General features: G+C 66.8%; 13 protein-coding genes. 7 read left to right on the top strand and 6 right to left on the bottom strand.

Going from position 1 to position 14,154, the window contains the following annotated elements; translation table 11 throughout:
* From MJ777_RS05885 to MJ777_RS05875, 3 genes are all read right to left on the bottom strand, one after another.
* On the bottom strand, positions 1-609 hold a 609-nt coding region (locus MJ777_RS05885; RefSeq protein ID WP_239373910.1), incomplete at its 3' end, for a flavin reductase family protein.
* Positions 606-1,223 carry an NADPH-dependent FMN reductase gene (locus tag MJ777_RS05880; RefSeq protein ID WP_239373907.1) on the bottom strand — a complete coding sequence of 206 codons (618 nt, stop codon included), beginning with the start codon at positions 1,221-1,223 and terminating at the stop codon, positions 606-608. The genes MJ777_RS05885 and MJ777_RS05880, both read right to left, overlap by 4 nt.
* A gap of 53 nt (positions 1,224-1,276) precedes the next feature.
* Positions 1,277-2,314, bottom strand: a complete 1,038-nt coding sequence (locus MJ777_RS05875) for an ABC transporter substrate-binding protein (RefSeq protein ID WP_239373904.1) — start codon at positions 2,312-2,314, stop codon at positions 1,277-1,279.
* 680 nt (positions 2,315-2,994) lie between these two features.
* Here MJ777_RS05875 and MJ777_RS05870 point away from each other — a divergent pair.
* The 5 genes from MJ777_RS05870 (at position 2,995) to MJ777_RS05850 (ending at position 7,160) form a co-directional block, all read left to right on the top strand.
* Complete coding sequence (locus MJ777_RS05870) at positions 2,995-3,900, top strand: ABC transporter permease subunit (protein ID WP_239373901.1); 906 nt, start codon at positions 2,995-2,997, stop codon at positions 3,898-3,900.
* Complete coding sequence (locus MJ777_RS05865; RefSeq protein WP_239373885.1) at positions 3,873-4,667, top strand: ABC transporter ATP-binding protein; 795 nt, start codon at positions 3,873-3,875, stop codon at positions 4,665-4,667. Before MJ777_RS05870 ends, MJ777_RS05865 begins: the two co-directional genes overlap by 28 nt.
* 77 nt (positions 4,668-4,744) lie before the next feature.
* Positions 4,745-5,227: a cupin domain-containing protein gene (locus MJ777_RS05860; protein ID WP_239373924.1), complete on the top strand. Its 483-nt coding sequence runs from the start codon at positions 4,745-4,747 to the stop codon at positions 5,225-5,227.
* A gap of 70 nt (positions 5,228-5,297) precedes the next feature.
* Positions 5,298-6,470 (top strand): LLM class flavin-dependent oxidoreductase, encoded by a 1,173-nt coding sequence (locus tag MJ777_RS05855; protein WP_239373882.1) that lies wholly within the window; start codon positions 5,298-5,300, stop codon positions 6,468-6,470.
* Positions 6,471-6,734: 264 nt separating this feature from the next.
* Entirely contained in the window at positions 6,735-7,160 is a 426-nt protein-coding gene (locus MJ777_RS05850) for a MarR family winged helix-turn-helix transcriptional regulator (protein WP_239312742.1), read from the top strand.
* Between the two features lie 42 nt (positions 7,161-7,202).
* On the opposite strand, the gene MJ777_RS05845 is transcribed toward MJ777_RS05850, so the two are convergent.
* Positions 7,203-8,216 (bottom strand): Gfo/Idh/MocA family oxidoreductase, encoded by a 1,014-nt coding sequence (locus tag MJ777_RS05845; RefSeq protein ID WP_239312740.1) that lies wholly within the window; start codon positions 8,214-8,216, stop codon positions 7,203-7,205.
* Positions 8,217-8,527: 311 nt separating this feature from the next.
* Here MJ777_RS05845 and thpR point away from each other — a divergent pair, with 311 nt between their 5' ends.
* Both thpR and MJ777_RS05835 read left to right on the top strand, forming a co-directional pair.
* Positions 8,528-9,175, top strand: coding sequence for an RNA 2',3'-cyclic phosphodiesterase (gene thpR, locus MJ777_RS05840; protein ID WP_239312737.1), 648 nt, complete (start codon positions 8,528-8,530; stop codon positions 9,173-9,175).
* A 745-nt stretch (positions 9,176-9,920) separates the two neighbouring features.
* Positions 9,921-11,288, top strand: coding sequence for a citrate synthase (locus MJ777_RS05835; RefSeq protein ID WP_239312734.1), 1,368 nt, complete (start codon positions 9,921-9,923; stop codon positions 11,286-11,288).
* 264 nt (positions 11,289-11,552) lie between these two features.
* Here the strand turns inward: MJ777_RS05835 and serC are convergent, their stop codons facing one another.
* Positions 11,553-12,671 (bottom strand): phosphoserine transaminase, encoded by a 1,119-nt coding sequence (serC, locus tag MJ777_RS05830; RefSeq protein WP_239312731.1) that lies wholly within the window; start codon positions 12,669-12,671, stop codon positions 11,553-11,555.
* Entirely contained in the window at positions 12,664-13,758 is a 1,095-nt protein-coding gene (locus MJ777_RS05825; protein ID WP_239312728.1) for a citrate synthase 2, read from the bottom strand. The genes serC and MJ777_RS05825 overlap by 8 nt, the downstream gene beginning before the upstream one ends.
* Between the last annotated feature and the right edge of the window lie 396 nt (positions 13,759-14,154).

Below are 14,154 nucleotides of genomic sequence, written 5' to 3'. Positions count from 1 at the left end.
ATTTGTTTTGAAAGTCCCGTATTCGCCATTGTGATAAATCAATGGCGACGTACTGTCCTCCTCAGTGTGCGCCTGTAGCACACGGGCCACCAGCAACCGATGGTCACCGGCGGTGAGCCGATGTTCAAGCCGGGCCCGTACCCAGGTCACCGTCCCGGCCAGCAGCGGTTCACCGGTGGGCAGGCGCGTCCACGTGCTGGGCGGAGCAAACCGGTCGGCGCCCTTGGCCGCGAAACGCTGGGCGGCATCGGCCTGGCTGTCGGACAGCAGGTGCACAAGCAGCGTGTCAGCATGCCGCAACGCCGGCCAACTTGACGAGGCCGATGACACCGACAGCGATATCAGCGGCGGTTCCAGCGACAGTGACACAAGGGACGTTGCGGTAAAGCCGACCGGCCCGGACGGACTGTCCAGGGTCACCACCGTGACCCCGGCCGCGTGCCGGCGGAAGACCCGTCGGTAGGTGTCGGGATCGACACCCGCACCAGTTTCGTCGTGACCGGTGGCGCTCATGGGCCGGCTGGCCACGAGCCGGGCGACCGAGCCGTCCCCCAGCCCGTACTCGTCCGGCTCATGGTCCGCGGCGTGCGGCCAGGCGGGGTGGCTCATCGCGCGAACTCCGCTTCACTGACCGCCGCTTCACTGACCCGCGCTTCGGTGACCAGCGCCGCCGCGGCCTGGACCAACCGGCCGTTCGCCGCGGCCCAGTCGTCGACCTGGGTGTCGAGAGCTGGCAGCTGGGCCTCGACGATCGAGAATGCCGGCGTGGGAACCGTCGCCCCCAGTTCAGCGAGGAGCGGACGCAGATGCAACTCGGCGACGGCCTGATGCGCTGGCGCGCCCGCGACAATTACCGGCACTGCGATCACACCAGTCAACCCACCCGCAGGCAGCAGATCGAGAAACGCCTTGAGAAGGCCAGTGTAGCTGCCTTTGTAAACCGGCGTGGCCACCACGAGCACGTCCGCCGCCCGGATGGACGCCAACGCCGCGGCAACAAGGCCGTTCGTGTCGGCGAACAGGTACTGGGCGATCAGAGCGAGGTCGATGTTCTCGACTCCCGCGGCCGCCGGACGAGGCACGGCGGCGTGGCCGCCTCGCCCGGCGGCGCATTCCCGCGCAATCCGTTCGGCAACGGTCCGGGCAACCGTACGCGTCCGGGAGGCTGGGCGGGGATTCCCGCTCAACACAACGATGCGCGGGAACGGGAAGGTCGGTGGCATGACCAGCCTCCGTAATGGGGATGGACGCGCGGACAGGGAACGGTGACAGCTGGTCAGAAGGCCAGCGAGCGGACGAAGAACGGGGCGACATCCAGCCTGTGGTCGATTACACCGGCTTCGGTGTACACGTCCGAGGTTTCTTGCAGCTGCTTGATTATCGTGTCGTCAATCGGGGGGGCTGTCACCGTTCGGCGATTGGTCACCGCCGCGGCCACCGGCTCGGGCAGCTTGGTCAGCGAGGCGAACAACCGGGTGAAGTCCGCTTTGTTGGTGTTCGACCAGTCGAAGGCCCGGGCCTGCCGGAGCAGGAAGTCCGCGATGGCCGCGCGCCTGGCCGGATCCCCGGCCGCCTGCTCCGACGCGACAGTGAACCCGAGCCCGGAGCTGATCCCGGTCCCGTCGCGAATGATGCGCGCGCCCTTCTGTTCCGACAGCGCGATGTACGGATCCCAGGTTGCCCATGCGTCGATCTGCCCGGAGTCGAACGCCGCGGTGGCGGCCGGCGGGGTCAGAAACGAAATCGTGACGTCATGAGGGGTCAGACCCGCCTCCTTGAGCGCGCCGAGCAGCAGATAGTGCCCGACGCTGCCCTTCGTGGTGGGCGAAACGGTCTTGCCCTTGAGATCTGCCACCGTGCGGATCGGCGAATCCTTGGGAACAAGCACCGCAACGGCCTTGGCGGAGGTTTGGGTCACGCCCACGATCTTCAACGGTGCGCCGGCACCGATCGCGTTGAGGACGGGCGCGTCACCCGCTGGGCCGATGTCGGCGGCGTTCGCCCGCAGTGCCTGCAACAGCGGAGCCGCCGCCGGGAAATCCGACCATTCAATCCTGTACGGAACGTCCTTGAGAACGCCGGCCGCCTCGAGTATAGCCTTGGTCTGACCGACCTGATCGGCGATGCGGAGGGTCACCCCGGAAAGGTCCGCCCTGGCGCCTGTCGTGGCCGACGACTTCGGAGCCGCCGAATCGGACCCTCCCGCGCAGGCGGCCAGCAGGGAAACGGCCGCAAGCGCGGTGATGCCCGCGAGCAGCCGAGGTTTGTGATGCGTGACCAGCCGGGTTTGGTGGCCGGCGAACAGACGTAGCATCGGGCAGCTCCGAAGCGCGAGTATCTCCCGTCCGAAACCGGTACGGGCGGTGGCGGACAGGATAAAAGTGATTAACGGTGGACGGCTGGGTCGAGTGACCAGGTCAGGATGGCTCTTTCGTACGCCCGGAGCTCCCGGGGGAGCGAGCCGCGAAAAGCCGGAGCCGTCATCGACAGCGGCTGCTCCAGGCCCGGGCGTAATCCACGCAGCGGCGCCGCGTCAGGATCATCTCAGCAGACACAGAACAACACTCTGCGTATAGTTATATTGTTCAGTCAAGAAGTGGGAAAGTAATATACGTCACACAACGCCACCTGTTGACGCAGGTAGAAGCCGCATGATTCCGTTGATCTCATGTTGCAATCGGCGCTTCTGGTTACCCGGGGTCACATCGACCTTCTCCGGGTGAAATCCGCCGTATGTCCGGCCTCCTGACCGGGACGTGACGCGGAGCGTCGCACCCACCAGCGCAGGTACTCCGTACTCACGCCACGCGATTCGGCGTTACCCGAATTAACTAAGACCGGGGCGAAAATCGGATCGCGACGAATCTGCAGCGACAGCCACCACCGTCCCGACCGGATTTCCACCGTCAACGCCAATCGATCCGCCGCCGGCACGTAGGAACAATGATCGCGCTGCTCTCGGTCAATGTCAGCACCAATCACCGCGGAGAATCTGTGACAACCCACACGCTTTCTGCCGGGAAAGACGCGGCGGCACAGGCACCCGGCCCGGCTCCAGACACGGACAGCGGCAGCGGCACGCCTTCCCTACCCGCCCCGGTGTTGGTCACGGTCACCCCGTCAGCCGCCGGGCGGCGCGGTGTGCCCCGGTGGATCCGGCGGCCGACGGGCCCACTGCTCCTCGTGCTGTTATGGCAGCTCGCGAGTTGGCGTGGCAGCACCTCCACCGAGCTGTTCGCCTCCCCGTGGACGGTGGTCACCACGTTCGGCCATCTCGTCAACAATGGCGATCTTCCACAGGCGATCGGGGTCTCGTTGCGGCGGGTCGGTACCGGCGTGCTGCTCGGCGGAACCATCGGGATCTCCCTGGCGCTGCTCGCTGGGCTGTTCCGGCTCGGTGAGGATCTCATCGACGCCTCGGTCCAGATGATCCGGACGGTACCGTTCGTCGGCCTCGTCCCGCTGTTCATCATCTGGTTCGGCATCGGCGAGACGCCGAAGATCGCGCTGGTCGCCTTCGGTGTCGCCTTCCCGCTCTACCTCAACACCTACGCCGGTATCCGCAACGTCGACGCCGACCTGGTCGAAGCCGCGCGCACGGTCGGACTGGGCCGGTTGGGCCTGATCCGGCACGTCATCCTGCCGGGCGCGCTGGCGAACATGCTCGTCGGCGTCCGATACTCCCTCGCCATCGCATGGCTCGCGCTCATCTTCGCCGAGCAGGTCAACGCCAACCACGGCCTCGGTCAGCTCATGAACGACGCCCAGGAGTTCCAGCGGACCGACATCATCGTGGTCTGCCTCGTTGTCTATGCCTTTCTCGGGCTCGCCGTCGACGCGTTCGTCCGACTTCTCGAAAGGGTGCTGCTGTCATGGCGACCAGCCTTCAGCGGAGCATGAGCGCGCAGCTGGCTCCGCGGGACCTCGGCACGACATCACCGGACGGCACCCCACTCGCGGTAGGGGTCCGCAACCTGCGACGCGCCTTCGGTACCAACAGCGTCATCGAAAGTCTCGACCTGGATGTGCCGGCCGGACAGTTCGTCGCCCTGCTCGGCGCGAGCGGCTGCGGGAAGAGCACCCTGCTACGCATCCTCGCCGACCTCGACACCGAGATCAGCGGGGACGTCCGGGTGGCGTCCCGGCGAGCCGTGGCGTTCCAGGCACCGCGCCTGCTGCCATGGAAACGTGTCTGGCGCAACATCATCCTTGGCCTGCCCGGGCGGCCGGACAAGGCTCGCGCGGTCACGGCGCTGGCCGAAGTGGGCCTGGCCCACCGCGCCGATGCCTGGCCCAAGACGCTGTCCGGCGGCGAGGCACAACGGGCGTCGCTGGCTCGGGCGTTGGTGCGCGACCCCGAACTGATGCTGCTGGACGAACCGTTCGGCGCTCTCGACGCTCTCACCCGGATCAGGGCTCAGAGCCTGGTCGAGCAGCTCTGGCAGCGCCACAAACCGGCGATTCTGCTGGTCACGCACGATGTCGAGGAAGCGCTTCTCCTGGCCGACCGCGCATTGATTATGAAAGATGGGATGATCGCCCACAGCGTTGACGTCACCCTGGCCAGGCCCAGGAGCGTGACCGGCCCGGCGTTCGTCGAGCTACGGGCCGAACTGCTCGGCTGGCTCGGGGTCACGTACAACCCACCTCGGGGCGCGGACGGGTGACAACCAGCGGCCCCGCACCCGCGTTCGGCCCGCCTGGGTCCAGCCGACCCGCGTTCAGCCCACCCGCGTTCAGCGATGTGGACCCCTTCCACCGCCGCCTCCACCAGATCACCCAGGCGAACCTGAGCCCGGATACCGCCCAGACCGGTGGAATGCTCCGGTTCTCGGCGATCAGCAACAGGACCGTCGGCTCGACCGGACTGTGGATGGGCCAGGTTCACGTTGCCCCGGCGACCGCGTCCGGCAACCACCACCACGGTGCTTCCGAAACCGCGATCTACGTGGTGAGCGGCCACCCCCAGTTCGTCTTCCTGGACCAGAACGCCGACGGGGAGCGGCGCCCGCACGCCGGGCGGGAGGTTCGCGTGCGGACAGCCCCCGGCGACTTCATCTTCGTGCCGCCGTGGATCCCGCATCGCGAGGAAAACCCCGACCCCGGCATCGAGGCCATTGTCGTGATCGCTCGAAGCACCCAGGAAGCGATCGTGGTCAATCTTGAGGGCCTGGAATGGGCTGGACCGGTCCTGACCAACGGTTCGGACATCGACGGCTGTTCCTGACCCCGCACGCACCCACACACGCTCGTATCCGCCCACGCACGCATTCACCCAGCTCGCGAGGAGTTCCGCCATGCCCGTCGAGTTCATCGGTCTCGTCTCCGCCGCGGAAGGATCGGAAACAGGCCAGACATCAGGAGCAACCGTCGACCGCGACTTCGTCCGCCGGTTCGCGCGAGCGCACGAGGACGCCGGCTTCGACAAGGCGCTCATTGGCTATTCTTCCAGTTCACCGGACAACATTCAGGTGGCCGCCTATGCGGCCGCCAACACCGAACGGCTGGGTTATCTGATCGCGCACCGGCCGGGCGTGGTCTTCCCAACGGTGGCGGCCCGTTACTTCGCGACCCTGGACCAGTTCTCCGCGGGCCGGGTCGCCGTCCACATCATCACCGGTGGCAACGACGCTGAGCAACGGCGTGACGGTGACTACCTGACCAAGGACGAACGCTACGACCGGACCGATGAGTACCTTGACCTCGTCAGGAAGGCGTGGACGTCAACCGGGCCGTTCAACCATGACGGCCGGTACTACAAACTGGAAGATTACCTGTCCACGGTCCGGCCGGTACAACAACCGCACATCCCGCTGTACTTCGGCGGTTCGTCGGCGGCGGCCTACCGGGTCGGTGGCAAGCAGGCGGACGTCTTCGCGCTGTGGGGTGAGCCGCTGGCCGAGACTGCCGAGCAGATCGCGGCGGTGAACCAGGCCGCGGCCGACGCTGGTCGCCCCAAGCCTGGCATCAGCGTGTCGTTCCGGCCGATTCTCGGCCCGACGGAGAAGCTGGCCTGGGAACGTGCCTATGACATCCTCAGGGCCACGCGCGCCAACCTGGATGCGCCTAACGGCATCTTCCGTCAGTTCCGTGTGCGCTACAGTCCCACCGCCGCGCCACAGAATGTCGGGTCACAGCGATTGCTCGCCACGGCAGCCGCCGGCGAACTGCACGACCGCGCGCTGTGGACACCGCTCGCCGCCGCTACCGGCGCCGCCGGTAACTCGACCGCGCTGGTCGGAACGCCCGAGACCGTCGCGCAGGCGCTTCTCGACTACGTCGACATCGGTGTGACGACCCTGTTGATCCGCGGCTACGACCCGTACAACGACGCTGTCGACTACGGCCGTCACCTGATCCCGCTCGTCCGTGCGGAGGTCGCCCGGCGCGACCGGGGTGAAGCCGCGAACCGTAGCGCGATCGCACCCGTCCCCGCGGCCCTGGCCGCGCATGGAGCGAGTACGGGCTGACGCCTTCGGGCGGCATCTCCAGGGCCTCCGGCGGTGCGGTACCACGATCGCACCGCCTTCGGCTGGCATGCCCCCAGAACCTTGCGGAACGTAACCGGTTCACCGTGTTTCATACCAGCCACGAACCCCGCGTGGGACGAATCTCCGACGGTGGCCTCTTGGGGTGTGTGCGGGCTTTGCCAGGAACCAGCTGGACGCGGCTCCCTGATCGAACGACGACTCCCGAAACACACCGTAGCGCGGCTAACAAGGTACCTTGGCCTGATGGACAGCGCTACCGAAGCTCAACTCGCGTCGGTACTCCGCCTGTCCGTGATGCGCCTGTCGCGCCGGTTGCGCCAGGAACGCTCCAACACGCTGACCCCCACGCAGATCGCCGCTCTTGCCACGCTGAAGCGACACGGCTCGATGACTCTCGGCGAGCTCGCGGCACACGAACGGGTACAGCCACCGTCCATGACCCGGGTGGTCGCCCATCTCGCGGAGACCGGCCTGGTCGCTCGCAGCGCGCATCCCACCGACGGCCGTCAGGTCATCGCCGGGATCACCGAGGCCGGCCTCAACCTGTTGGAAGCCGACCATCGCCGGCACGACGAATGGCTCGCCGAACGGTTGGCGTCGCTCAGTCCGGACGAGATAGCCGCTCTTGAACGGGCCGCGCCCATCCTCGACACCCTGGCTGGTTCGTGACGCCGTACGGCATCCGCGCCCCGCGCCGGCCGGCGGACCGGCCTACAGCTCCACCCAGCCTCCGCCGGCCCGGGACACGTCGGCGGAGGCGAGCAGCCGGGCGATCGTAAGGAGATCGTAAAAAGTCGCGCCGCGCACCAGCGCGGAGTCATTGAGCTCGGTGACCCGGACGACGTCGTAGGTTGCCTCGACGAGACCGGGACGCACGCCCGGGACATCGCGCATCAACAGGTCGCGCGTACCGTCCCAGTCCTGTCGCAGGACACGGCGCCCCTGCACCACTATCCTCCCGTCCGTGCCACAGATCGTGATCGTGGCAGTGTCCAGCCGGCCGCCGGGCCTCTCGTTGACCAGCACCGTGGCGCCATTGGACGACAGCAGCGCAAGGGTCACGGGCGCGTCAGCGGCAAGGCTGGCGGCGGGCATGGCGGCCGGGTGGGCACACACGGCGATCACCTCCCCGCACCAGCGACCAACAAGATCAATTATCTCAGCCCGGCCGGATGGCCCGGCTGGGGCCGCGAGCACGGTCACCTGGGTGATCCGGCCGAGCGAGGGGATCGACGCCTGCACATGCCAGGCTGCCGGCCAGGCCCGTCCATCGAGGGCGACCACGTGCGCGAGATCGGACTCCTCGGCAAGATCCGCAATGGCCCGCAGCGCGTCGGGATCAGCGGTCGCCGGACGTGACAGGAGCACGTGCAGCCCTGCCTCGACAGCCCTTCGAGCGATCACGTCAGAGCCGGGCGGCGCCATCTCAATACACACCGCCTCGACTTCGTCCGACAGCATCGCGACCAGGTCCGCGTAAGCTCGGGGCGCCTCAGCCTCGGCGGCCCAAGCCAGCGACTCCAGCGGCTCGGGCGCGAGGAGGCCCACCACGTCCACACCCGCGTCACGCAAGACCGAAGCGGTCATGCGATCGCTACCATCCGTTACCAAAACCATCGCACCTGGAAGATCAGGCTGGTAGTGCCGAGCGTCACGGCGGCGTTCACGCCATTCGCGCGCGCCTGCCGGGTCGCGTGAGGCCACCAGCTCGGGAACCGTCGTCACCCCCCGATAGTGCCCGCCACCGCGGCAGCCTGGAGCGTAATTCGTAACTACTCCGTCTCAAACTCTTCGCGTGAAAAAATTCACGTATTTGTTAAATAATTAATATTATTTCTATTTTCGCGAATCAGTGGAGGAGGACTGGTACCGCGGATGCCCCAGGAGCACCCGGCGCCCCGCGCCGCCCGGAGATCCCGGAGCAGCCTCCGAAGCCCGCGCCGAAACCCGTATCCGGCCGGTGCCGGGGGTGTCGTGACCCCCGCACCGGCCACAGCCACGGCCACAGCCACAGCGCAACGGCCGGTGCACCACCTGTGGACTCGGACTTTCCGAACGCGCAGACTCTGCTGGGTGTGGCTCGAATGTTCGTGGCTCTGGTTCCACCGGCTGATGTCGTCGAACCGCTCCTCAACGCCGTCAGGCGGCTACGGGGCGACCATGGGCAGCTTGCCGCGGAAGTGCGCTGGGCGCCGCCCGACAGCTGGCATATCACGCTCGCTTTCCTCGGCGAGGTGCCGGCCGCCGTTCTTCCTGATCTCACCAGACGGCTGGCCGATGTCGCCCGCAAGCATCCGCCGCCGTCTGTGACCATTGCCGGGAGCGGGCGTTTCGGCTCCCGGGTCCTGTTCGCCGATGTCGACGAAGAACCACTGATGCCGCTGGCCACGGCGGTGGCACGGGAGGCAAAGCTGGCTGGCGCGACCGGCCTCGATGACACGCGGGCCTGGCGTGGCCACCTGACCCTCGCGACCATCGCACGATCACATCCGGGACGCAGGCAGAGCGCGGCGGACTCCACCGAGCCGACCGGGCCGGATCTGCGGCCGATGACGGCTGCGCTCGCCCACGTCTCCTGCCGAACGTGGACGGCAAGGGCGTTGACGATGCTGCAGAACGCCCCCAGCCTCGGACGGCGTTACGAGACTGTGGCCAGCTGGTCGCTGTCCGACGGGACACCGTGACCGTCGCGCTGTGACCCGCGGGAGCACCTACCGATACCCGATCCATCCAGCCCACCGGCTCCGGCCTGTCGGTGCGGGACCCGGCGCCCATGCTGGACGTTACGGCGTGTTCCGGGAGGCGTTGTTCGACCAGGGAACCGGACAGCCGGCTGTCGGAACATGCCCTGGCTCCGGCAGCCTCGGTGGTATTCGGAAATCGTGAGCGCGGGCCATCAACACAGTTTTCCCTGATATTCACATCCAACGATCAGCTAACAGACGTCGATGCATCCACATACACCTCGCCAGGGCTTGGTGAACGGCGCGCCAACGCCATCACAGTGCTGGGGCCCCGCGCTCAGAACCCCGTGCCCAGAACCCGGCGACGGCGTGCCGGTCGCGGCATCGGACCGCGGCACGCCGGTCGGGACACCCCGGCTCCGGCCCGGCCGCGGCGGATGTCGTGCCCGGAGAAACCCTCCGTCATTCGTGATCGGTTTGGCTGTGCCCCGCTCCCCACGATGTTGAAATCCCTTACCAACAGTGCCATGTTAAGGACATGGAGCATTGCCGCGGAACGGTCCGTAAGGGGTGTCGCAGGACACGCCGGGTGAACGCTACCGATCACAGGCGTGTGGTGGCGCGAACCGCGAGACTTGGGGGCAACTGTTGCCTACCGCCGAACCGGCCCAAGCAGTCCACACCCGGACGCCACAGCCAAGGCGCGTGTATACCGATGTGATCGCTACAGCGAGAGGAGTCCGGCGTGTCCGAGCAGGTCAGCACCCTGACCGTCACTGATAACCGCACCGGTCAGACCTATGAGATCCCGATTGCCGACGGCGCGATCCGGGCCAGCGCCCTGCGGGCGATAAAGGTTGACGAAGGCGACTTCGGTCTGATGACCTACGACCCGGCTTTCACCAACACAGCAAGTTGTCGCAGCGCCATCACTTTCATCGACGGGGATGCCGGCATCCTGCGCTACCGCGGATTCCCGATCACCGAACTGGCGGAGCGGAGCAGCTTCCTTGAAGTCGCTTACCTCCTGCTCGCTGGGGAGCTGCCTACAGCCACGGAACTGGCGGTGTGGGAAGACGAAATCACCCACCACACTCTCGTACACGAATCGATCAAGAAATTCATCGACGGCTTCCACCACGACGCGCACCCGATGGGCATGCTGCTGTCGACCGTCGGCGCCCTGTCGACCTTCTATCCGGACGCGAAGGAAATAACGGACCCAGGGCTGCGGCGGCTACAGATCGTGCGCCTCATCGCAAAGATCACAACCCTGGCCGCGTTCTCCTACCGGCACTCGATCGGGCTGCCCTACGTCTACCCGGACAACGACCTGTCGTACGCGGGCAACTTCCTGAACATGATGTGGAAGGCCACCGAGCTCAAATACGAGCCGGACCCGAACCTCGAGCACGCCCTCGACGTTCTGTTCATCCTGCACGCCGACCACGAGCAGAACTGTTCGGCAAACGCGATGCGCGCGGTCGGCAGTTCCCAGGCCGACCCGTTCTCCGCGACCGCGGCCGCGATCTCCGCGCTGTACGGCCCGTTGCACGGCGGGGCCAACGAGCAGGTGCTGCGGATGCTCACCGATATCGGGTCGGTGGAGAACATTCCCGCCTTCATCGCGAAGGTGAAGGACGGCAAGAAGAAACTGATGGGCTTCGGGCACCGGATCTACAAGAACTACGACCCGCGCGCCCGGGTGATCCGGCAGGTGGCCGATGAGGTATTCAAAATCACCGGCACAAACCCACTGCTCGACCTGGCCATGGAGCTGGAGCGGATCGCGCTCGAGGACGAGTACTTCATCAAGCGCAGGCTGTACCCCAACGTCGACTTCTACACCGGCATCATCTACCAGGCGATGGGCCTGCCAGTGGAGATGTTCCCGGTGCTGTTCGCGATCGGCCGGATGCCCGGCTGGCTCGCCCAGTGGGAAGAGGGCCTGCTCGACCCCGAACAGAAGATTGCCCGCCCACGCCAGCTCTACATCGGCTATGACAAGCGTCCGTACTCACTGATCGAGGACCGTTCCCCCGACATCGGCGGCGAATCCGACTCGATCGCGGCCCTCGCGGCCCAGGCCGCTCCGACACGCCCTCGCCGTTAGGGCGTGTTCGAAAGCCGGCTGTCCGGCTCGCCACGCCCAAGCGGCCCCTGGCCGCGTTCTCGGCCACACCGATACCCACTCATCCGGTATCGGTGTGGCCCGCGGCCTTACCAGCAAGCAGCTGGACGCGGCTCCCGGCCCGAACGCACCTATTGCCGGATGCTCTCCAACGGTCATCTCTCGAAGCGCGCGAAACAAGGCCTTTCGCGTCAACCAGCCCTCGAAAGACCACAAAAAGACCACAATCTGGGAAATCCGGAACGGTTACAGGCGTTCGACCACATAGTCGATGGCAGCGGTCAGCGCGTGGATATCAGCCGGCTCGACTGCCGGGAAACAGGCGATCCGCAGCTGATTGCGGCCGAGCTTGCGATACGGCTCAACATCCACAATGCCGTTCGCGCGTAGCGTGCTCGCGACGACCGCCGCGTCCACACCGTCAAAGTCGATGGTGACCACGACCTGTGAACGCTGCGCTGGATCGGTGACGAACGGTGTCGTATAGGACGTCTTGTCCGCCCAGGTGTAGAGAATGGACGACGACTCCGCCGTCCGCCGCACACACCAGTCCAGACCACCATGGGCGAGCATCCACTCGACCTGGTCCGCGAAAAGGAAGAGGGTGGCGACCGCGGGGGTGTTGTAGGTCTGGTCCTTGGAGCTGTTGTCCCGGGCGGTCGTGAGGTCCAGGAACGGCGGGATCCACCGGCCGGAGGCGGCGATCTCGGCCAGCCGTTCGATCGCGGCCGGTGAGAGCAACGCCACCCACAGCCCGCCGTCAGACGCGAAGCTCTTCTGCGGCGCGAAGTAGTAGGCATCGGCCTCGCGGACATCAACGGGCAGCCCACCGGCGCCAGAGGTCGCGTCAACCAGGTGCAGCGCGCCCGTGTCCGCTCCGACCGGCCGGCGGACCGGCTTCGCCGCGCCTGTGGATGTCTCGTTGTGCGGGGTGGCGTACACGTCGACACCCGGTTCGGGCACCCAGTCCGGATGGCTGCCGGGCGCCGAGGTGATGATCGACGGCTCGGCGAGGAACGGCGCGCCCTTCGCGGTGTCGGCGAACTTGCCGCCGAACTCTCCGAACACCAGGTGCTGCGAGCGTTCCCGCACCAGGTTGAACGCGGCCGCGTCCCAGAAGGCGGTGGAACCACCGACGCCGAGCACGACCTCGTAGCCGTCGGGCAGCGAGAACAGGTCAGCGAGGCCCGCACGGACGCGACCGACCAGACTGCGCACGGGCTGCTGCCGGTGCGAAGTGCCAAGCAGCGACGTTCCGGTCGCGGCGAGCTGAGCGACCGCTTCGGGACGGACCTTGGACGGTCCACAGCCGAAACGCCCGTCAACCGGACGCAGCTGCCCGGGGATGACGATGCCGTCAGGCATGAACGTCCCCCAGCGGCCGGGGAGCCGGACCGATGTAACGCGCGGACGGGCGGATGAGGCGTCCGGTGCGCTTCTGCTCGAGGATGTGGGCACTCCAGCCGGCGGTACGGGCACAGGTGAACATGGACGTGAACATATGCGGCGGTACCTCGGCGTAGTCCAGCACGACCGCCGACCAGAACTCGACGTTCGTCCGGAGCGGGCGGTCCGGGTAACGGTTCGTGAGCTCCTCGATGGCCGCGGCCTCCAGCGCCTCAGCCACTTCGTAACGATGTGAGCCGAGGTCACGGGCGGTCCGCCGCAGCACCCGGGCGCGAGGGTCCTCCGCGCGGTACACCCGGTGGCCGAAGCCCATCAGCCGTTCCTTGCGGTCCAGCGCACGACGGACATAGCCGACCGGGTCACCGGTGCGCTCAACGTCATCCAACATCGCGAGCACCCGGGACGGCGCTCCCCCGTGCAGGGGGCCGGACAATGCCCCGACCGCCGACGACAGCGCGGCCGCCGCGTCCGCGCCGGTGGAGGCCACCACTCGGGCGGTGAAGGTGGAGGCGTTCATACCGTGCTCAGCCGCAGACACCCAATAGGCGTCCACCGCCTGGACATGCTTGGGGTCCGGCTCCCCCCGCCACCGGATCATGAAACGCTCGGTGATTGTGCGGGCTTTGTCGACCTCCTTCTGCGCGACGGCGGGCTGACCGAGACCGCGGGCCGCCTGCGCGACGAAGGACAGCGCTACCACCGACGCCCGCGCCAGATTGTTCCTGGCCTCGGCATCGGAGATGTCGATGAGCTGGCCGAAACCCCAGTAGGGGGCGAGCGTCGCCAGCGCGCTCTGCACGTCCACCCGGATGTCACCGGAATGCACCGGCAACGGAAAGGGCTCCGCCGGTGGCAGACCCGGCTCGAAGGAGCCGTCGACGAGCAGCCCCCACACATGGCCGTAGTCGACCTTTCCCACGAGATCCTCGATATCGACACCGCGATACCGCAGCGCGCTGCCTTCCTTGTCCGGCTCCGCGATCTCGGTCTCAAAGGCGATCACGCCTTCGAGACCGGGCTTGAAGTCGCTTGTCCTGTCGGCCATCGAAGTCCGGGCTCCGCTTCCTGTCCCCGGCCGGTGCCGTTAGGTGGTACGCCGGGCCGCTCCCGAGCACCGAACGCCAGCCGTAACTGATATGATCTTCCTACCTCGTCAAACTCACTGAATTGCCTGCCTGCATCCTGCCCTGTTGTCGGGGGCAGTGCCACATTCGCGCAGACCCCGCACCGTCCAGCAGCGTCCGGCGTGCCTGAACCCTACCCACCGGCTGGGCGTCCCCGGCACCACGCCACGTGATGACCCGCGGAAATGGGCCACCGACCCGTCAGCGACATCCAAGCAGCGCGATAAAGAGTGATACAAATCACAAAAAGCGAGCGACGCCGCACCGATTCTGGCTCCGCCAGAACGTGACACCGTGTGCTCACTATAAGAGCGCCC

Source organism: Protofrankia sp. Cj5 (assembly GCF_917627405.1).
Lineage (GTDB): Bacteria > Actinomycetota > Actinomycetes > Frankiales > Frankiaceae > Protofrankia.
This window is presented reverse-complemented; position numbering and strand designations above follow the sequence as displayed.